At 52.6% G+C, this 17,964-nt stretch carries 24 protein-coding genes and 1 pseudogene; 20 read left to right on the top strand and 5 right to left on the bottom strand.

From position 1 onward, the window contains the following. On the bottom strand, window positions 1-748 hold a 748-nt coding region (locus tag VU18_RS04585), incomplete at its 3' end, for a heme A synthase (RefSeq protein ID WP_236687285.1). 380 nt (window positions 749-1,128) lie between these two features. Here VU18_RS04585 and cyoE point away from each other — a divergent pair. From cyoE to VU18_RS04625, 9 genes and pseudogenes are all read left to right on the top strand, one after another. Then, on the top strand, window positions 1,129-2,058 hold the full coding sequence (cyoE, locus tag VU18_RS04590; RefSeq protein WP_011230581.1) for a heme o synthase: 930 nt from the start codon (window positions 1,129-1,131) through the stop codon (window positions 2,056-2,058). Window positions 2,059-2,135: 77 nt separating this feature from the next. Then, entirely contained in the window at window positions 2,136-3,206 is a 1,071-nt protein-coding gene (gene coxB / locus VU18_RS04595) for a cytochrome c oxidase subunit II (protein WP_033025030.1), read from the top strand. Between the two features lie 22 nt (window positions 3,207-3,228). Further along, window positions 3,229-4,495: cbb3-type cytochrome c oxidase subunit I (locus tag VU18_RS04600; protein ID WP_236687286.1), on the top strand; the 1,267-nt coding region annotated here is incomplete at its 3' end. Between the two features lies 1 nt (window position 4,496). Then, window positions 4,497-5,100: pseudogene (locus VU18_RS19260) on the top strand (cbb3-type cytochrome c oxidase subunit I); the annotation flags it as partial. Continuing rightward, window positions 5,100-5,720 (top strand): cytochrome c oxidase subunit III, encoded by a 621-nt coding sequence (gene ctaE / locus VU18_RS04605; protein WP_011230584.1) that lies wholly within the window; start codon window positions 5,100-5,102, stop codon window positions 5,718-5,720. The pseudogene VU18_RS19260 and the gene ctaE, both read left to right, overlap by 1 nt. 4 nt (window positions 5,721-5,724) lie before the next feature. Continuing rightward, window positions 5,725-6,057 (top strand): cytochrome c oxidase subunit IVB, encoded by a 333-nt coding sequence (gene ctaF / locus VU18_RS04610; protein ID WP_011230585.1) that lies wholly within the window; start codon window positions 5,725-5,727, stop codon window positions 6,055-6,057. 102 nt (window positions 6,058-6,159) lie between these two features. Further along, complete coding sequence (gene ctaG / locus VU18_RS04615) at window positions 6,160-7,062, top strand: cytochrome c oxidase assembly factor CtaG (RefSeq protein ID WP_011230586.1); 903 nt, start codon at window positions 6,160-6,162, stop codon at window positions 7,060-7,062. Window positions 7,063-7,110: 48 nt separating this feature from the next. Then, on the top strand, window positions 7,111-7,566 hold the full coding sequence (locus VU18_RS04620) for a DUF420 domain-containing protein (RefSeq protein WP_011230587.1): 456 nt from the start codon (window positions 7,111-7,113) through the stop codon (window positions 7,564-7,566). A gap of 133 nt (window positions 7,567-7,699) precedes the next feature. Next, complete coding sequence (locus tag VU18_RS04625) at window positions 7,700-8,005, top strand: Asp23/Gls24 family envelope stress response protein (protein ID WP_011230588.1); 306 nt, start codon at window positions 7,700-7,702, stop codon at window positions 8,003-8,005. Between the two features lie 26 nt (window positions 8,006-8,031). On the opposite strand, the gene VU18_RS04630 is transcribed toward VU18_RS04625, so the two are convergent. Beyond that, complete coding sequence (locus VU18_RS04630) at window positions 8,032-8,391, bottom strand: YugN family protein (protein WP_011230589.1); 360 nt, start codon at window positions 8,389-8,391, stop codon at window positions 8,032-8,034. Window positions 8,392-8,566: 175 nt separating this feature from the next. Here VU18_RS04630 and VU18_RS04635 point away from each other — a divergent pair, with 175 nt between their 5' ends. From VU18_RS04635 to VU18_RS04665, 7 genes are all read left to right on the top strand, one after another. Further along, complete coding sequence (locus VU18_RS04635) at window positions 8,567-8,992, top strand: CBS domain-containing protein (protein ID WP_023634054.1); 426 nt, start codon at window positions 8,567-8,569, stop codon at window positions 8,990-8,992. 123 nt (window positions 8,993-9,115) lie between these two features. Further along, window positions 9,116-10,123: a CAP domain-containing protein gene (locus VU18_RS04640; RefSeq protein WP_011230591.1), complete on the top strand. Its 1,008-nt coding sequence runs from the start codon at window positions 9,116-9,118 to the stop codon at window positions 10,121-10,123. Between the two features lie 80 nt (window positions 10,124-10,203). Further along, window positions 10,204-10,587: a YlbD family protein gene (locus VU18_RS04645; RefSeq protein WP_014195361.1), complete on the top strand. Its 384-nt coding sequence runs from the start codon at window positions 10,204-10,206 to the stop codon at window positions 10,585-10,587. Between the two features lie 12 nt (window positions 10,588-10,599). Next, on the top strand, window positions 10,600-10,833 hold the full coding sequence (locus VU18_RS04650; RefSeq protein WP_011230593.1) for a YlbE-like family protein: 234 nt from the start codon (window positions 10,600-10,602) through the stop codon (window positions 10,831-10,833). 40 nt (window positions 10,834-10,873) lie between these two features. Then, entirely contained in the window at window positions 10,874-11,242 is a 369-nt protein-coding gene (locus VU18_RS04655) for a hypothetical protein (RefSeq protein ID WP_015374350.1), read from the top strand. A 140-nt stretch (window positions 11,243-11,382) separates the two neighbouring features. Next, a complete protein-coding gene (locus VU18_RS04660) occupies window positions 11,383-11,829 on the top strand; it encodes a YlbF family regulator (RefSeq protein WP_011230595.1) in 447 nt (148 codons plus the stop codon). A gap of 16 nt (window positions 11,830-11,845) precedes the next feature. After that, on the top strand, window positions 11,846-12,115 hold the full coding sequence (locus VU18_RS04665; RefSeq protein WP_011230596.1) for a YlbG family protein: 270 nt from the start codon (window positions 11,846-11,848) through the stop codon (window positions 12,113-12,115). 59 nt (window positions 12,116-12,174) lie between these two features. Here VU18_RS04665 and VU18_RS04670 read toward each other — a convergent pair whose 3' ends face one another. Next, window positions 12,175-12,564, bottom strand: coding sequence for a hypothetical protein (locus VU18_RS04670; protein ID WP_011230597.1), 390 nt, complete (start codon window positions 12,562-12,564; stop codon window positions 12,175-12,177). Between the two features lie 395 nt (window positions 12,565-12,959). Between VU18_RS04670 and rsmD the strand changes: the two genes are divergently transcribed. Further along, the gene (rsmD, locus tag VU18_RS04675; protein ID WP_011230598.1) at window positions 12,960-13,556 is read left to right on the top strand and encodes a 16S rRNA (guanine(966)-N(2))-methyltransferase RsmD; all 597 of its coding nucleotides are present in this window, start codon (window positions 12,960-12,962) and stop codon (window positions 13,554-13,556) included. Continuing rightward, window positions 13,522-14,016, top strand: coding sequence for a pantetheine-phosphate adenylyltransferase (gene coaD / locus VU18_RS04680; protein WP_011230599.1), 495 nt, complete (start codon window positions 13,522-13,524; stop codon window positions 14,014-14,016). Before rsmD ends, coaD begins: the two co-directional genes overlap by 35 nt. A 139-nt stretch (window positions 14,017-14,155) precedes the next feature. On the opposite strand, the gene ylbJ is transcribed toward coaD, so the two are convergent. Further along, window positions 14,156-15,391, bottom strand: coding sequence for a sporulation integral membrane protein YlbJ (ylbJ, locus tag VU18_RS04685; RefSeq protein WP_011230600.1), 1,236 nt, complete (start codon window positions 15,389-15,391; stop codon window positions 14,156-14,158). A 131-nt stretch (window positions 15,392-15,522) separates the two neighbouring features. On the opposite strand from ylbJ, the gene VU18_RS04690 reads away from it, so the two are divergent. After that, entirely contained in the window at window positions 15,523-16,311 is a 789-nt protein-coding gene (locus VU18_RS04690) for a patatin-like phospholipase family protein (protein ID WP_011230601.1), read from the top strand. Next, window positions 16,308-17,327, top strand: coding sequence for a SepM family pheromone-processing serine protease (locus tag VU18_RS04695; RefSeq protein ID WP_023634051.1), 1,020 nt, complete (start codon window positions 16,308-16,310; stop codon window positions 17,325-17,327). Before VU18_RS04690 ends, VU18_RS04695 begins: the two co-directional genes overlap by 4 nt. Here the strand turns inward: VU18_RS04695 and VU18_RS19265 are convergent. Beyond that, the coding region (locus VU18_RS19265) for a nucleotidyltransferase family protein (RefSeq protein ID WP_047757790.1) at window positions 17,300-17,964 on the bottom strand (665 nt) is incomplete at its 5' end. The two genes, VU18_RS04695 and VU18_RS19265, sit on opposite strands and share 28 nt — an antisense overlap.

Below are 17,964 nucleotides of genomic sequence, written 5' to 3' on the forward strand. Positions count from 1 at the left end.
AAAGGGCGATGAGCCATCCGTAGTAGATGACCGGCTGCCTGCGGTAATGGCGGACGGCATGTATCGCGGCGGCGGCGATCCAAATGATGATGACAGCAGCGGCCAATCGATGGCCCATCTGCACCCATTCATGAAACTGAACCGGGAGGAGGCGCGTTTTCGCGCAAAGCGGCCAGCTCGGACAAGCGAGGCTGGCGTTCGTATGGCGCACGAGCGCTCCGGTGTAGACGACGATGTATGAGTATATGGTGATGCCGTAAATATGAAACCGCATTTTGCCGTCAAGCGAAAGCGAAGCGGCGGAAAACGTTTTGTCGATTTCAAAAATCAATAGCGTCAATAGCAGCACAGCGGCAAACGAAATGAGCGAAATGCCGAAATGCAAGGCGAGGACGAAATCGGACTGCCCCCACACGACCGCGGCGGCGCCGATCAGCCCTTGCAAGACGAGAAAGACAAACGATATGACCGCTAAAAACTTCGTCTCCTGCACATGGCCAATGGCTCTCCATGCCCAGATGGAAAGGATGAGCACCATGATGCCGGCAAGGCCGGAAACGAGTCGATGGCTCAGCTCGATGATGAGCTCAGGCGTAATGTGATCCGGCACCCATTGGCCGTTGCACAGCGGCCATGATCGGCCGCACCCCATGCCGGAGCCGGTTTTGGTCACAAGCGCTCCGCCAATTAAAACAAACAACATTGCCAACGTGGTTGCCGAGGCAAACCATTTCAGTGAACGTTGCAAAATCTTCACCTTCTTGTATTGAGAAATTGTGATTTTGTCCATATTAGTAAAGTGATGGATTTTATTGCAGCCAACCGTGTCGCTAAGCCAAGTCTATTTTACACGATGGCGCCGGGAAACACAAAATGACGTTTGCATATTGAATAAGTCGATTAAGTTTGCTAGAAATATTAATGGGACAAGCGAATGAACCGTTTGGGGCATACGGATTCAAAAATTTGACACAAATTATTCAAAAAAAGTTCACATGATGAGGAAAAAATGTGATTTAATATAAAGAGGAAACAGCCCGTTTTTGCTATTTGGCGTTGGAAAGAATTTCAGGCAACATCACGGCGCCGGCCGGGCAAGGAGCGGCGCAGCGAGGAGGAACAGGAGACATGGCCGAATTGAAAGCGGTGCACCAGGATGCGGCCGATGCCGGGCATCGCTCGCATGTGAGCGTCAAGGCAGTTTGGAGAGAGTTATCGTCTGTTGTGAAAATCGGAATCGTCAATTCCAATTTGATTACGACGTTCGCCGGAATGTGGCTGGCGTTTTATTTTACTGGGGAACACTTTTTGGAGAACCTGCATCTTGTCTTTTTCACACTGTTTGGAGCAGCGCTTGTCATTGCGGGTTCATGCGCCATCAACAACTACATTGACCGCGACATTGATCAATATATGGAGCGGACGAAAGCACGCCCGACCGTCACCGGGACGATGGATCCGCGGCGGGTGCTTTGGCTTGGGATTGGTCTTGTCGCAATCGGCGAGATGGGCCTGCTTATGACAACGGTTACGGCTGCCGTCGTTGGATTGATCGGTATGGCGACGTACGTCTTTTTATACACCCTTTGGACGAAGCGCCATTACACGATCAACACCGTTGTCGGCAGCATTTCCGGCGCGGTGCCGCCGGTTATCGGCTGGACGGCGGTCGATCCGGAGTTTCATATTGTTCCGCTCATCTTGTTTTTGATCATGTTTTTATGGCAGCCGCCGCACTTTTTGGCGTTGGCGATGAAGCGATGCGAAGAATATCGTGCAGCCGGCATCCCGATGCTGCCGGTCGTCCATGGATTCGCCATGACGAAGCGGCAAATCATCGTTTGGGTGGCATGTTTGCTGCCGTTGCCGTTTTACTTGTTCTCGCTTGGCGTTCCATTTTTAATCGTGGCCACGCTGCTCAATGTCGGCTGGCTGCTGCTGGGATTGGCAGGTTTGAAAATGAAAGATGACATCAAATGGGCGAAGTGGATGTTCGTCTATTCGCTCAATTACTTGACGATTTTGTTCGTGGCGATGATCATCGCGACGCTTTGGTGAATTAAGATAAAATTCTTTCTTTAGTGAAAGAATTTATATACATTTATCCATCAAAGAAAGAGGGGTTTGATTAGGCTATGAACAAGGGGCTCTGTAACTGGCGCTTATTTTCCCTGTTCGGGATGATGGCGCTGTTGCTCGCCGGTTGCGGCAAACCGTTTTTATCGACGCTCCAGCCCGCCGGTGAAGTAGCGGACATGCAGTATTCGCTCATGTTGTTGAGCACATCGATCATGGTGCTCGTCATTGTCGTCGTGGCGATCATCTTCGTTTACGTTGTCATCCGCTTCCGGCGGCGCAAGGGGGAAGAAAATAAAATCCCGAAGCAAGTGGAAGGAAGCCATAAACTGGAAATTATCTGGACTGTCATTCCGATCATCCTCTTGCTCATTTTGGCCGTGCCGACGGTATCAACCACGTTTAAACTGGCCGATGTCAAGGCGATGAACGACAAAAAACGAGATAAGGATACAGTTGTCGTCAATGTTCGCGCCAACCAATACTGGTGGGAGTTTGAATATCCGGATTACGGCATTATCACGAGCCAAGATTTGGTCGTGCCGACGAATGAAAAAGTGTATTTCAACTTGATTGCGTCGGATGTCAAACATTCGTTCTGGATTCCGGCGGTCGGCGGCAAAATGGATACGAACACCGACAACAAAAACCAATTTTGGCTTGTTTTTGACCAAAAGGCGACCGATAAGGCCGGCGGCGTCTTTTACGGCAAATGTGCGGAGCTTTGCGGTCCGTCCCATGCGCTGATGGATTTTAAAGTTCGGCCGTTGCCGCGCGACCAATTTGACGCCTGGGTGAAAAAGATGCAAAATGCGAAAAAACCGGTTGTCACCGATCCGGTTGCCAAAGAAGGGGAAGCGATTTTCAATAAAAGCTGTATTGGCTGCCATGCGGTGACGCCTGTGGACAAGCGTCCGGTGCAAGCGCGCACGGCGCCGAACTTGGCGAACTTTGGCGATCGCGAACGAATCGCCGGTATTTTGGAGCATAATGAAGAAAATCTGAAAAAATGGCTGAGAGACCCGAACAGCGTGAAGCCTGGAAATAAAATGGCGGGTACATATGGCCACTTGACGGAAGAGCAAATTGATGCATTGACGAAATATTTGATGAGCTTAAAAGTGGAATAAAGCATGAGAAGGAGGTTTCACCGTGAGTACAATCGCGCGCAAAAAGGGTGTTGGCGCCGTTTTGTGGGATTATTTGACAACGGTCGACCATAAAAAAATCGCCCATCTGTACTTGATTGCCGGCGGGTTTTTCTTCCTGCTCGGCGGTCTCGAGGCGTTGTTCATCCGCATTCAGCTCGCCAAGCCGAACAACGATTTCCTTGTCGGCGGGTTGTATAACGAAGTGTTGACGATGCATGGGACGACGATGATTTTCTTGGCTGCGATGCCGCTTGTTTTCGCCTTTATGAACGCAGTCGTGCCGCTGCAGATCGGCGCGCGCGACGTCGCGTTCCCGTTTTTGAACGCTCTTGGATTCTGGATGTTTTTCTTCGGTGGTTTGTTTTTGAACTGTTCATGGTTTTTAGGCGGCGCACCGGACGCTGGTTGGACGTCGTATGCGTCGCTGTCGCTTGACTCAAAAGCGCATCATGGCATCGACTTTTATACGCTCGGGCTGCAAATTTCCGGCTTCGGAACGATCATGGGTGCCATTAACTTTCTTGTGACGATCATCAACATGCGCGCTCCGGGCATGACGTTTATGCGCATGCCGATGTTCACATGGGCGACGTTTGTGACGTCGGCGCTCATCTTGTTTGCGTTTCCGCCGCTTACGGTCGGCTTGATTTTCATGATGATGGATCGATTGTTTGGCGGCAACTTCTTTAACCCCGCTGCCGGCGGCAATACGATCATCTGGGAGCACTTGTTCTGGGTGTTCGGCCATCCGGAAGTATACATCCTTGTCTTGCCGGCGTTCGGCATTTTCTCGGAAATTTTCGCGACGTTCTCGCGCAAACGCCTATTCGGTTATTCGTCAATGGTGTTTGCGACGGTGCTTATTGCTTTCTTAGGGTTCATGGTATGGGCGCACCATATGTTCACGGTCGGGATGGGGCCGATTGCGAACGCCATCTTTGCCGTCGCGACGATGACGATCGCCGTTCCGACAGGAGTCAAAATTTTCAACTGGCTGTTTACGATGTGGGGCGGAAGCATCAAATTCACAACGCCGATGCATTATGCCGTCGCCTTCATCCCGTCGTTCGTCATGGGCGGGGTGACCGGGGTCATGTTGGCGTCGGCGGCGGCGGACTATCAATACCATGACAGCTATTTCGTCGTTGCGCACTTCCATTACGTCATCGTCGGCGGGGTTGTGTTCGCTTTGCTCGCGGGCACGCATTATTGGTGGCCGAAAATGTTTGGCCGCATGCTGAATGAAACGCTCGGCAAAATTACGTTCTNGCTGTTCTTTATCGGGTTCCATTTAACGTTCTTTATTCAGCACTTCCTTGGTTTGACAGGGATGCCGCGGCGCGTGTTTACGTATTTGCCGCATCAAGGATGGGAGACTGGCAACTTGATCAGTACGATCGGCGCGTTCTTTATGGCGGCCGCCACGGTCATTTTGCTCATTAACATCGTGATTACAACCGCAAAAGGAGAAAAAGTGGCGGGGGATGCGTGGGGCGACGGCCGCACGCTCGAATGGGCGATCGCTTCGCCGCCGCCGGTGTACAATTTTGCCCAACTGCCGCTCGTCCGCGGGCTGGACGCTTTCTGGCTCGAAAAAATGGAAGGCAAAAACGAATTGACGCCAGCCGAACCGCTTGGCGACATCCATATGCCGAATTCGTCGTTTTTGCCGTTTGTCATTGCGTTCGGCCTGTTTGTCGCCGCCTTCGGCTTTACGTATCATAACGATGCTGGATGGGGCTTGCCGGTCGGCATTCTTGGCTTGCTCATTACGCTCGGTTCGATGTTCTTGCGCTCGGTGATCGATGATCACGGCTTCCACATCCACAAAGAAGAAGTGCTTGAACTTGAGAAGAAGGGGGCGAACGCCTGATGCATGCAGAGGAAAAATTGACGGCCGAGACGTTTCCGGCCGCGCCGGAACGCGCCACCCTTGAGGGGAAAAATAAGTTTCTTGGCTTCTGGCTCTTTTTAGGCGGAGAGACGGTTTTGTTCGCCTCTCTCTTCGCCACCTATTTGGCGCTCAAAGATAAAACGAACGGCGGCCCTTCGGCGGAAGAACTGTTCCAAATGCCGGTCGTGTTCATGGCGACGATGCTGCTGCTAACCAGCAGCTTGACGAGCGTGTATGCCATTTATCATATGAAAAACTTTGACTTTAAAAAGATGCAGCTCTGGTTTGGCATTACCGTTTTGCTTGGCGCCGGCTTTTTGGGCTTGGAAATTTACGAGTTCAATGAATATGTGCATGAAGGCCATAAGTTTACGACCAGCGCTTTCGCTTCAGCGTTCTACACGCTCGTTGGCACGCACGGAAGCCACGTCGCGTTCGGGTTGCTTTGGATTTTGACGCTCATGATTCGCAACGCTAAGCGTGGGTTGAATTTATACAACGCCCCGAAGTTTTACGTCGCGAGCCTTTATTGGCACTTCATCGATGTTGTCTGGGTGTTCATTTTTACCGTTGTATACTTGATGGGAATGGTGGGGTGAACGTATGGCGAACCAAACGAATTCAGGAAATGAGCGCATCGACTTAGCGTATCGCCGCCGGAAAAATGCGGAAGAAATGCGCCATCAAATGATTGCATTCGTTTTGATGATTTTGTTGACGCTCATTGCCTTCGCCGCCGTTGGTTACGAAGAGTTTTCCCATTGGTTTGTCGTTCCGTTTATTTTGCTTTTAGCCGCCGTGCAGGTCGCATTTCAGCTGTATTATTTCATGCACATGAGCCATAAAGGCCACGAATTCCCGGCGATGTTTATTTACGGCGGTGTGGCGGTTATGCTTCTACTTGTTTGGGCGTTTACAACAGTCGTTTGGTGGTAAGAAAAGGGGGAATCGGTTTTTGCACCGGTTTCCCCTTTTTCAATAGCCTTGGCGCGGCGTCGTATAGTATAATGGGAAAGGACAAATCAGGAGGGGATTCGTATGTTTCAATCGCTGCAAATGTTTGGCCCCGTTGCCCTTTGGAGTCCGTTTTTTTTGCTTATGTTAGCGGCGGTTGCGTTGCTGTACATTGGGATCACCGGGCCATGGCGGCAGCGTTTCGGCCTCGGTGATGCCGTTTCGGAGAAGCAGAAAGCGTATTTTTTGACCGGGATTGCGCTTCTTTATATATGCAAAGGGTCTCCGTTGGATTTGATGGGCCATTTGACGTTCACCGCCCATATGGTGCAAATGGCAGTGCTGTATTTGATCGTGCCGCAATGTTTTATTTTAGGCATTCCGGCGCCGCTTTATGAGCGCGCATTCCGCATCACAGCAGTGCGCCGCGTGTTTCGGCTGTTGACAAAGCCAATTGTGGCGTTGCTGCTGTTTAACGGCTTGTTTTCGCTTTATCACGTTCCATTCATTTTTGACGCTGTGAAAATGAATATGTGGCTGCATGCGTTTGTTACCTCGGTCATTTTCGTTGCCGCGTTTTGCATGTGGTGGCCGCTTGTCAACAAGCTGCCCGATTGGCAAACGTTGTCCGGCCTAAAAAAAATGGGTTACATTTTCGCTGACGGCATGCTGTTGACCCCGGCTTGCGCGCTCATCATTTTTACCGATACGCCGCTTTATGCGACGTATACTGACCCGAAAGCATGGATGGCCGCGCTGGCTCTATGCGTTCCTCAAGGGACGCTGGCTTCGCTTGATTTGACCGGGCCGCAAATGTTTTTATCGATGTCGCCGCTCCATGATCAGCAGCTCGGCGGAGTGTTGATGAAAATCATCCAGGAAATCGTGTACGGGACGATGCTGTTCTTCATCTTCACCGAATGGTATCGGAAGGAGCGGGAGAAAGAGCCAAGCATGGATATGGAGCCGCGGCCGACCAAACTGTAAAGCGCGGTTGGCCGCCAACGATGAACAAAGAAGAAAGGGAGAGAAGCGATGGCCGTTTTACCGACAATCAGCACGAGCTGCATCGTGATCAGCGCTTTGCTTGTTGCTTATGGGTGGTATTTGATCAGCCGCAGGCGGATCGAAGCGCATAAAAAGGTGATGCTGACGGCAGCGGTGTTTGCTTTGCTGTTTTTCACCATTTACATGTCGCGGACGTTGTTTATCGGCAATACGAGCTTTGGCGGGCCGGAGAACGTCAAAGTGTACTATACGCTGTTTCTTATTTTCCATATTGTGCTGGCGACAGTTGGCGCCGTATTTGGCCTTGTCACGATTTGGACGGGATTGAAAGACAAGAGGGCCCGCCATCGTCGGCTTGGGCCGATCACCAGCATCATTTGGTTTGGCAGCGCCTCAACCGGGGTCGTCGTCTATTGGCTGCTTTATGTCCTCTATCCAGGGGGCCAAACAACGTCGCTCATCAAGGCGGTGCTCGGTTTTTAACCGGCGGGCAAGGAGCAAGGGCAGGGATGGCTGCATAACATATATATAGATGCAACCAAAACTTAAATTGCATCTATATAGAATACAACGTGCCTGTATAGACGTGATTTTGTGCAGCGGGGGGGGGAAGGCGGTGAACACGTTTCGCTATCGGAAACGGAGCGCCGTAGAGGCGACGCTATTGACAATTGTCATGATGTGTGTGCGCGGCCAGACGGAGGTCGCCCTTGACGATTGTGAGGTGTTCATCACCGTTGCTCAAGGCGGGCGGTGCCGCGTCACGGTAAAGATGTCCATTCGATATGGGGCGCCGGTGATGGAAGTTTGCCGCCAGCTGCAACAGCATATTGCCGAGGAGATCGCCGCGATGACGCCATATGTCGCCGAGGCGGTCGACATTGTTGTCAAACGGCTTGTCATGCCGGAAAAAAACGCATGAGAACCGCGCTCTCATGCGTTTTTTGATTATTCTTTGATTTTTTCAAGCTCGCTTTTGACCTGCGCCAACACGTTTTGGCATTGGCTGACAAGAGAGGACGGAAAATGCTCATCATCGCCGTATTCGACGCCGTGTGGATAGTAATGTTTCCCTAAAATCGGCGTGAGCAGCTTAATGAGTGCATAGCGCGAATCGACGTTTCCCTCAATGGCGTATCCTTGAACGCGCAAATAGTAGGTGCCTTCTTTCACGACGTATTTCCGGTCGTATGTGACCCGTTCATAATCCCATTGCGCCGCGCGTACAAAGCCGAGGCGCTCCATAATGTCATCAAGGCGGGATAGTTCGACCGTCTGATTTTCCAGTCCGGTATTTTCAAACTTCATCCTTCTTCCTCCTAACAACACAGTATGTAAAAGCGCCAAACAGGAAATCATCCCCTCATTTATAATAGTACGAAAACGGTTTGCTTTTCAACGAATTGTTTGCCGTTGTTTCCGTTTCGCTCGCATTTTTTTGTGTGATCCGGCGCACAATACGGGTAGAAAGGAGAGACGAAGAATGCAAACGGTACGGGACGTCATGTCAACGGATGTGCAATATTGCACCCCCCTTGACAATCTCTACGAAGCGGCGGTAAAAATGCGCGATTTCAACGTCGGGGCGATTCCGATTGTCGATGACGGCCGCCTTGTCGGAATGATTACCGACCGCGATATTGTCGTGCGCGGCATGGCTGAAAAACGTCCTGGTTCGACTGCGGTGACGGAAGTGATGAGCCGCGATCTCGTCACGCTTTCTCCGGACGATTCGGTGCAAAAGGCAGCAGATATGATGGCACGTCACCAAATTCGCCGCCTCCCGGTCGTAGAAAACGGGCGTTTGGTCGGCATCATCTCGCTCGGCGATTTGGCGACGAACCGCTATTCTGATGAACGCGCGGGTCGTGCGTTAAGCGAGATTTCCGAACAAGACGCCATCCATTGACAAATGCAACGGACACGGCTTCTTTCGAGGAGGAGCGCTCTTTTTGGGCGTCCTCTTTTTTTTGCCTCTAAAAAACAGCTATAATGACAATAAGGAGATTGCGCAGAAAGCGGGAGTTGCCGTGTGAAATGGTTTTTCCTTTTTTTGTTTTTCTTGATTGGATTGTATTATTTTGTGCCGAGTCCGCCGCCCCCGAGCCCCCCGGAGCAGCCAGAGACGAATCGATACATGTTGAAAGAGCCGAAGGCGACGGCCGGCATCGTTGCGTTGATCGGGCAATCGGCGCAAGAGGCGAAAAAACTGTTTGGCGCCCCAGACCGAATCGACCCGTCAGCTTACGGATATGACTGGTGGGTGTACAGCCGTCGACCCGAGTCGTACGTGCAGATTGGCATCTTGCGCGGTCGCGTCGTCACCGCCCTTGTCGGCGGAGAGAAGGTGAACGTTGAACCGTTTGCGGTCGGCCAGCGGTTGCAGACGATTTTTCAAACGATGCCGGTGCTATCGAACATTGAGATTAAGCTAGGCAACGGGACATACCGGTTTGAGCTGTCTGAACAAGATTACTCATCAAGGCCGGTTGTCAAAGTTGGCAGCGTCTACGCTCAGCTGTATGTTGACCGCTTTACCGGCGAGGTGGCGGCGATCCGCCTGATGGATGCAGAAACGTTCGTCAAGTTGCGGCCGTACGAGCTCGTTTACCGCGGCAGCCTGCCGGCGGCCGCGCCGCTGTCGGAAGAAAAGCGACAGGCTGTTGATGCGGCCAACGCGAAGCAAATTTTTGACTGGACGAATTTGATCCGCCGTCGCCATGGGCTTTCCTCTCTCATGTGGGATGACAAGGCCGCTGCCGCTGCGGAAAAACATAGCCGAGATATGCATGATCACCAGTTTTTCTCCCACGAGTCGCCGCAGTATGGCGATTTATCGAGGCGGCTTGGCGCGCTTCACATTCCGTTCCAGCTTGCCGGGGAAAATATCGCCGCCCATCAAGTCGATGGCGTTGAGGCGACCATCGGATGGCTGAACAGCCAAAACCATCGGAAAATTATGTTGAACGAAGAGTTCACCCGCTTGGGCGTTGGCGTCTACGCCGATTACTATACGCAAAACTTCTTTACGCCGCTCTAAAAATTGGGCGCACCTCTCTTTGTTGGATGCGATATGATATGGCAGATAGGCATGAGTGGACGAAAGGGATGAGAACCGCCATGGTCAAGCCTCTGCATCCTTCCGTTGAACAGTTTAAACAGTTTGTGAAAAAACATCCAAAAATCATCCAAGAGGTGCGCAGTGGCAAAAAGACGTGGAAACAAGTGTATGAGGATTGGTATTTGTTCGGGGAAGACGATGACATATGGGAGCCGTATCGGGAAACAAACGGTGCGGCAAAAGAGGAGGAAAAAGGAACGAACAAATGGCTCGATAAGCTCGCGTCTATGCTTGGACAGATCGATGCAGCCGATGTGCAAAAACATTTGGCGAACGTCCAGCAGGCGATCGCGGCGATCCAAAGCATTCTTTCCGAATTTCAAGGGGCCGGTCAAGAACAAAGAAACAAAGAAGCGCATCCGTTTTCGTTCCGCAAAGATTAAAGGGTGGTGGCGATGAGGAAAGATGTATGGCAATATGTACAAGGAACACCGATGTTGCGCGCGTTTTTGCGCGAACAGCCGCGCTGGTACCGGCTCCTTGCCCGCCGTCCGCATGAACTGTCGACGTTCCAATTGGCCGCCTTGCGCCACTATGAGCTGACGATCCCTGACAAAGTGGAAAGAATCTCCCAATCGTTGCAAATGGCGTCGCTTATGTGGCAAATGTTTAAAGCCATGCGCGACTAATCGGGCGGCCAATGGCAAAGACTAGTTTCGAAAGGGAGTGATGTCTTTGCCAAAGTGGTTTGCATGGTTTGCGGCTGTCATATTGCTTGCGGCGTATGCCTTCTTTGAGCCGGCGCCGTCGTCCTCCGCTCACGCCGAAGCAGTGGGCGGTCCGCTTCAGGTGAAGCATGAAGTGAAAGGAAGCGACGTATTCATTGAATGTGTTGCCGTCCACTTTCCGTTCCGCAAAGGGAGCGGCGGCGGACACATTAATGTCTATGTCAACGGGCAAAAAATGACGGAAGTATACACGGCCGCCTTTATCGTGCGCGGTTTGCCGAGCGGGAAACATACCATCCGTCTTGAGCTCGTCTACAATGATGGGAAAGCAACCGGCATGACGCACGAATTTGACGTCGCCATCCGATAGAGATGACGACGATCGTTTAAAAGGCGAACAGAGGCGATTCGGCACAGTCTGGATCGCCTTTTTTGTTTGCTTCTTTGCTATCTCTTTCCTTTTCATTTTCTTTTCGTTCATGGTATGATGGATAATGGAGGTGCCATTTGGTGAAGATTGCGACTCTCGAGCGCATCGAGATTTTAGATAAAGCAGAAGCGTTGGCCAAAATGATTGTCGAGTCGGACGTGGCGGACGAATACCGCCGCGCCTTTTGGCGGCTGAAGCAAGACCGCCGCGCCCAGCAGCTGATCGCTCGCTTTGTCAAGCTGAAGGAGCGCTACGAAGAAGTGCAGCGCTTCGGAAAATACCATCCTGATTACCGCGACGTGATGAAAGAAGTGCGCGAAGCGAAGCGGGAGCTCGATTTGCATGAGACGGTCGCCGCCTTTAAGGAGGCGGAGAAGGCGATGCAAGAGTTGCTTGATGAGATCAGCGTGCTGATCGGCAAAGCGGTGTCCGAACATGTGAAAGTGCCGACCGGAAATCCGTACTTTTTGTCGGCGGGCTGTTCCGGTGGCTGCGGGGCGGGCGGAAGCTGCGGCTGCCGCACATAAAAAAGGGGAAGGGACTATGTTTCCAAAACGGCAAGGGATTATCGTTTGGCTTCATTCGCTGAAATATGGGAAACAGTTGCGCAAGTTCGGCAACATTCATTACATTTCCAAACGGCTGAAGTATGCTGTTCTGTATTGTGATATGGAGCAAGTCGACCATGTAATGAAAAAGCTCGCCTCGCTTCCGTTCGTCAAGCGGGTCGAGCCGTCGTACCGCCCATTTTTAAAACTGGAATTTGAATCGAAAGGGGAGAAGGAAAAAGACTCCCCGTATCCGCTTGGATGAAGGAAAACAGCGGGTCGAAAAAAAGCCGGCACCGGCTTTTCGACCCGCTGTTTCTTTGTTTACTGCAGCGGCGGGATGAAGCGATTCATCCGCATAATGCCGATCAAATGTTGGTAATATAAATCGGGTTCAGCGAACATCGTCGATGGCTTAACATCAAGGTGAATGACGTCCATGCCCAGCTCCTTTGCGGTTTCCATAAATAGTTCGTACCGTTTGTTTGGCTTGACGGACGGATCGGGAATGCCTTCACGGCAAATGTAAAGTGGTTGGAAATCGCCGGGATCCGTCGGATGAAGGACAACGGCCAAGGAGACGACCGCCTGGCCTTTTTTCACCGTATGGAAGACAAAGAATCCGGACAAACGATGGCGGTTGGCCTTCGCCAATGCAATCAGCTCATATATATCGGAATATCCTTCGCCAAGTTCGATAAATCGTTGGATCATGAATCGTTCCCCCTTGCAAGCATCGTCCACCCTTAACTTTACCGGCCATCCTCGCGAATTGCAATCAAAAAAAACCTTGCGGAAATGAACCCGCAAGGCCCTTTCCAGTTCCTTGCCTCCGCGCAGGGCGGAACAAGGATCGGAAAGAATAAAGAAAAGGGAGAGGAGAAACCGGAGGAAGAACTTATGGGGAAACGTAAGTCTTCTCCGTCACTGGCAACAACGCGTCAAGCGTGTTGCCATTACTCATTATGGACCGTTTGCCGATTTCTATACATGAATGGCGAAAAAATTCCGTAGTTTGACGATCATCAACTTTATGGTAAGATTACCATGAAAACAACGAATCAAATGGATGACAAGGCCACCTTGAAACGGTGAATTGGGTGAAGGCGATGAGAGTCATTTCCGGGACATGCAAAGGACGGCGTCTGCAAGCGGTTCCAGGGATGTCGACGCGGCCGACGACCGATAAAGTCAAAGAAGCGATATTTAATATGATCGGGCCATATTTCTCAGGCGGCAACGGTCTTGATTTGTTTGCTGGCAGCGGCGGCTTGGGCATCGAGGCGCTCAGCCGAGGAATCGAGCGCGTCATTTTCGTCGATCAAGACAGGAAAGCGGTGCAGACGGTCCGAAAAAACGTGGCGGCCTGCGGGCTTGAGAAGCGGGCGGAAATTTACTGCAACGACGCCGAGCGGGCGCTGAAGGCGGTAGCGAAGCGCGGCCTCCGCTTTGCGGTTATTTTCCTTGATCCGCCGTACAAAGAGAAACAGTGGCCGACGTTGCTGTCGTCGATCGCCGGGCGTCAGTTGCTGGAACCGCACGGCGTCGTCGTCGCTGAACACTCGGCGGAGGCGGAGCTGCCGGAGGAGGTCGGCGGCCTGACACGATGGAAGCGGGAAACATACGGTATCACCGGTGTGACGATTTATAGATGGGAAGGGGATGGAAGCGATGGCGAGCATTGCGGTTTGCCCCGGGAGCTTTGACCCTGTGACGTACGGGCATTTGGATATTATTAAACGAGGGGCGAAAGTGTTTGATCAAGTGTATGTGGCGGTGTTGAACAACTCGTCGAAAAAGCCGCTGTTTACTGTCGAGGAGCGGATCGAGCTGCTTCGTGAGGTGACGCGGACGCTTCCGAACGTCCATGTCGAAGCGTTTCACGGCCTGCTTGTTGATTACGCCCGCAGCAAAAAAGCGAATGCCATTTTGCGCGGCTTGCGCGCTGTGTCCGATTTCGAATACGAAATGCAAATTACGTCGATGAACCGCGTTCTTGATGAAAACATTGAAACGTTTTTTATGATGACGAACAGCCAGTATGCGTTTTTAAGCTCGAGCATCGTCAAAGAAGTGGCGAAATACAACGGCGATATTTCCGAGCTCGTGCCCCCGGTTGTTGAGCAGGCGCTGAAGCGGAAATTTGCGTCCACGGCCGCTGATTGACGCTTCCTTATGAAAGCCGCTTAAGCGAACATTGCAGTCGGCGCCGGCCCGGTTTTGCCGTCAAGGGCGGCTCACGGCTGAGACGACGCGAACCGCCCCGATGGCTTTTTGCTGCCAAAAAGCTGGGCGCTCAAGCGTCTTATGAGCGCCCGCGCGATTTACTGACCGCCTTGATGACGAGCCATATATAAAGGCAAAGGAACAACAGTGTCAGGAGCGGCCCGTATTGCTGCAGCAACCGCCAGCCTTCATTCCAAGCGCTGTCTTTTGCGGCGTGAAGAAACGCTGGGATGTGGGTCGGCATCCCGCCGGCTGTTTTGATGTACAACGGTTTCCAAAGCAAGTATGTAAAGGAAGCGGCAAACACTCCGTGCAGCAAGCGCGCGATGAAAAACGGCTGAAAGCGGATGTTCGCTTCGGCGAGAATGCTGGCGACTTGCGCTTGGACGGAAAAACCGCCAAAAGCGAGGACGAAGCTTGTTGCCACTGCTTTTTCCATCAGCATCGCCTCATCGGTCTGACTGATCATTTGGCTGCCGAGTGTAATTTCAAACAAGCCGGAAAACACTGGGATGTCAAGCTGCTCCGGCAGCTGGGCAAGGCGGAGCAGATGGCGCAGCAATGGGGCAAGCTGTTCGGTCAAATGCATCATATACAGAAGTTTATTCATAACCGAAAAGAGAATAATAAAACCGCCGATCATTAACAGTGTTTGGACAGAAGAGCGCACGGCGTCGCCAAGAAGTTTGCCAAGCGGCTGTTCGTTTTTCAGTCGCGTGCGGTGCAGTGTGCGCAGCGCATACGGGAGCGAAAATGAGCGTGGCTGCCGCTTCGATTGCCTCCGTTCTTTTCGGATGCCGTGAAAGCGCATGATCAGCCCAACGCTAATGTTTCCTAAATAGTGGGAAACGGCCAGCACAAGGCCGAGTTGCGGGTTGTTGAAAAATCCCGCTGATACAGCTCCAAAAATAAAAAGTGGGTTGGATGAATTGGTGAACGACGAGAGCCGTTCGGCTTCAATCGTCGTCAGCTGTTTTTCCTGGTACAGGCGGGCGGTCAGCTTGGCTCCAGACGGGTAGCCGGACGCCATTCCCATGGCCCAGGCGAATCCGCCGACGCCCGGGACGCGAAACAACGGGCGCATGAGCGGCTCGAGCAAGACGCCAAGGAAGCTGACGACGCCGAAGCTGATGAGCAGCTCCGAGACGATAAAAAACGGCAAAAGCGATGGAAAGACGACCTCCCACCACATATTTAAACCGCGAATGGACGCTTCAAGCGACTGTTTTGGATAGCAAATGAGCGAAAACGCAAACAAGGTGGCGGCGGAAGCGAGCAATACGGTTTTCCATTTCGCCCCCCAATTTTGTTTCACTTTTCCCCCCCCTTTTTTTGCCGTGCGGTTTCTTGTAGTACAACCTCATATAACCTAATATACGAGCATAGGGGGGCGTTTTAGACCATAAGATGAAAGCGGATAGCGCTGCGACAAAGGGGGGAGGAGGCGTGCCGCCAAAAGTCGGATTGGCGCTCGGGTCGGGAGGAGCGCGCGGGTTCGCCCATCTTGGGGTATTGAAAGTGCTCGAGGAGGAGCATATTCCGATTTCCTATTTGGCCGGCAGCAGCATCGGCGCGCTCGTCGCCGTCCTTTACGCAAGCGGCCATGGCCTCCATCGTCTCTATCGGTTGGCTCAATCGTTTCGACGCAACGATTTTCTTGACTGGACGGTGCCGAAAATGGGACTGATCGCTGGCGAGCGCATCACGCAGTTTATTCGCTTGTTGACGAAAGGGAAACGAATCGAGGAGATGTCCCCGCCTGTGGCTGTTGTCGCCGCTGATTTGCAGACAGGGGAGAAAGTCGTGTTTCGGCAAGGGGAAGCAGCCCAGGCGGTGCGGGCGAGCATCTCGATTCCTGGCATTTTTGTGCCGGCGGAGGTGAATGGCAGACTGCTTGTCGACGGCGGCGTCGTTGACCGGGTGCCAGTGTCGGTCGTCCGAGCGATGGGAGCGGATATTGTCATCGCCGTCGATGTCTCTCCGCTCAATACAAAGGCGGAAATTGCGTCGATCGCCGATGTCATTTGGCAGAGTCTCGATATTTTGCAAGCGGAACTGGTAGCTCACCGTCAGCTCGCCTCAGACGTTATGATCCGGCCGCGAGTCGAACAGTATAGCTCGCGGGCGTTCAAGGATATTGAGGAAATCATCGCTCGCGGGGAAGAGGAGGCGCGGAAGCAAGTGGGAGCGATCCGTCAAGCGATCGAACAGTGGAAGGAGCCATCACACGAATGAAAAAACGGACGTATATTGCCCTGTTTTTCTTTGGCGCCGCCCTCACCTTTCTGCTTATTTTTATGAAGCTGCCGTATTATGTGACGATGCCGGGAAGCGCGCAAAGTTTAAAGCCGCTCGTTCACGTGGAAAACGGCGACCGCGATAAGGGAACGTTTATGCTTACGACGGTGCGGATGGGGCGGGCGAATGTGATAGCGTATTTGTTTGCCCATATCCGCCCTTTTTATGAGCTTCATCCGGTCGAGGAAATCAAGCAGGAAGGGGAGAGCGACAAGGAATATACGATGCGCCAGCTTGAGCTCATGGAACAGTCGAAGGAAGCGGCGATCATCGTCGCTTATCGCCACGCCGGAAAGCCGGTGTCGTATGAACCTCATGGCGTTTATGTCATGAGCGTCCTCCCTGATATGCCGGCCGCCGGCCGTCTAGAGACCGGCGATCGCATCGTCGCGATCGACGGAAAGCCGCTCGGCACATCGGAGCAGATGGTCAACTACATTCGCGGAAAACAAGCGGGTGATCGCGTCCGCGTCGCATTCATTCGCGGCCGGAAGCGGCAGGAAACAGAGCTCGAGCTGAAGCCGTTTCGACAGCACCCGAACCAAGTCGGCCTTGGGGTGACACTCATGACCGATTATGACGTCCGCACCGACCCGCCGGTTGACGTGGAGTCGGAACAAATCGGCGGACCGTCGGCTGGGCTCATGTTTTCACTTGAAATTTACAACCAACTTGTCGATGAAGATATTACAAAAGGTCATAAAATCGCTGGCACCGGAACGATTGATCTTGACGGAAACGTCGGGCCGATCGGCGGTGTTTCGCAAAAAGTCGTGGCCGCTGACCGCGAAGGAGCCGAGGTGTTTTTCGCCCCGAACGAACATGGTGCGCCGACGTCGAACTATCGCGAGGCGGTGCGGACGGCGAAAAAAATCGGGACGCATATGAAAATCGTCCCGGTCGATACGTTCGACGAGGCAGTTCGTTATTTGCGTTCGATGCCGGAAACGTAAATCGGCGCCGTGGCGTATTCTTCTTTCAGCGCGGCGCTGTAGAGCGGCTCCGGAAAAGCGGCGGCGTACACAGCTGCCGCTCTTTTTTCTTGCTCATAAAGAGAGTCGCCGTTGAGTTTGGATGCTCTGGCGACGAGCGGGAGCGCAGCGCTTTTTTTCACCTGCTTTAAGTAGCGGCGGCCGGCTTCACTCATGCCGAGCAGCCGGATATAGGTCGGGTTGGCCGCTTTGGCTTGCTCCTCCTTTGTGAAATTCGTCAACACATGCGCACATAGGCGTTGCAGCCTTGTCCAGGTGTATCGCTTCGTTTTGACGGCGGCAATGAAGGCGGCAAACGTTTCGGCGTGGGCGATGTGTTGCTTCAGCCGGTGTTCGATCCCTTCCTCCACGCCGGCGATGCGGCGCAAGTCGGCCTCTGTGGCGGTCAACAGCCGATATTTTAGGAGCGGAAAATACACTTCCCAATCGTGAAAGCGCCCGTATGTCTCCCGATATTGGCGGAGTTGTTCGAGCGCAGCGGGCGGAACGTACGCCGCGATCGACTCGAGACGACCGGTTTGTCGCAATGTTTTCCGCAGGCTGGTGGCGCTCGCAATCGACGGGTGGGAAAATGATTCGTCATGATAGCCGGCGGCCA

The sequence above is a fragment of the Geobacillus sp. ZGt-1 genome, from assembly GCF_001026865.1.
Taxonomy (GTDB): domain Bacteria; phylum Bacillota; class Bacilli; order Bacillales; family Anoxybacillaceae; genus Geobacillus; species Geobacillus thermoleovorans.

Coding starts and splice junctions, on each gene's coding strand:
- cyoE (WP_011230581.1), top strand. CDS start 1,129: ATGGCCGAATTGAAAGCGGTGCACCAGGATGCGGCCGATGCCGGGCAT.
- coxB (WP_033025030.1), top strand. CDS start 2,136: ATGAACAAGGGGCTCTGTAACTGGCGCTTATTTTCCCTGTTCGGGATG.
- ctaE (WP_011230584.1), top strand. CDS start 5,100: ATGCATGCAGAGGAAAAATTGACGGCCGAGACGTTTCCGGCCGCGCCG.
- ctaF (WP_011230585.1), top strand. CDS start 5,725: ATGGCGAACCAAACGAATTCAGGAAATGAGCGCATCGACTTAGCGTAT.
- ctaG (WP_011230586.1), top strand. CDS start 6,160: ATGTTTCAATCGCTGCAAATGTTTGGCCCCGTTGCCCTTTGGAGTCCG.
- VU18_RS04620 (WP_011230587.1), top strand. CDS start 7,111: ATGGCCGTTTTACCGACAATCAGCACGAGCTGCATCGTGATCAGCGCT.
- VU18_RS04630 (WP_011230589.1), bottom strand. CDS start 8,391: ATGAAGTTTGAAAATACCGGACTGGAAAATCAGACGGTCGAACTATCC.
- VU18_RS04635 (WP_023634054.1), top strand. CDS start 8,567: ATGCAAACGGTACGGGACGTCATGTCAACGGATGTGCAATATTGCACC.
- VU18_RS04645 (WP_014195361.1), top strand. CDS start 10,204: ATGGTCAAGCCTCTGCATCCTTCCGTTGAACAGTTTAAACAGTTTGTG.
- VU18_RS04650 (WP_011230593.1), top strand. CDS start 10,600: ATGAGGAAAGATGTATGGCAATATGTACAAGGAACACCGATGTTGCGC.
- VU18_RS04655 (WP_015374350.1), top strand. CDS start 10,874: ATGTCTTTGCCAAAGTGGTTTGCATGGTTTGCGGCTGTCATATTGCTT.
- VU18_RS04665 (WP_011230596.1), top strand. CDS start 11,846: ATGTTTCCAAAACGGCAAGGGATTATCGTTTGGCTTCATTCGCTGAAA.
- VU18_RS04670 (WP_011230597.1), bottom strand. CDS start 12,564: ATGATCCAACGATTTATCGAACTTGGCGAAGGATATTCCGATATATAT.
- rsmD (WP_011230598.1), top strand. CDS start 12,960: ATGAGAGTCATTTCCGGGACATGCAAAGGACGGCGTCTGCAAGCGGTT.
- coaD (WP_011230599.1), top strand. CDS start 13,522: ATGGCGAGCATTGCGGTTTGCCCCGGGAGCTTTGACCCTGTGACGTAC.
- VU18_RS04695 (WP_023634051.1), top strand. CDS start 16,308: ATGAAAAAACGGACGTATATTGCCCTGTTTTTCTTTGGCGCCGCCCTC.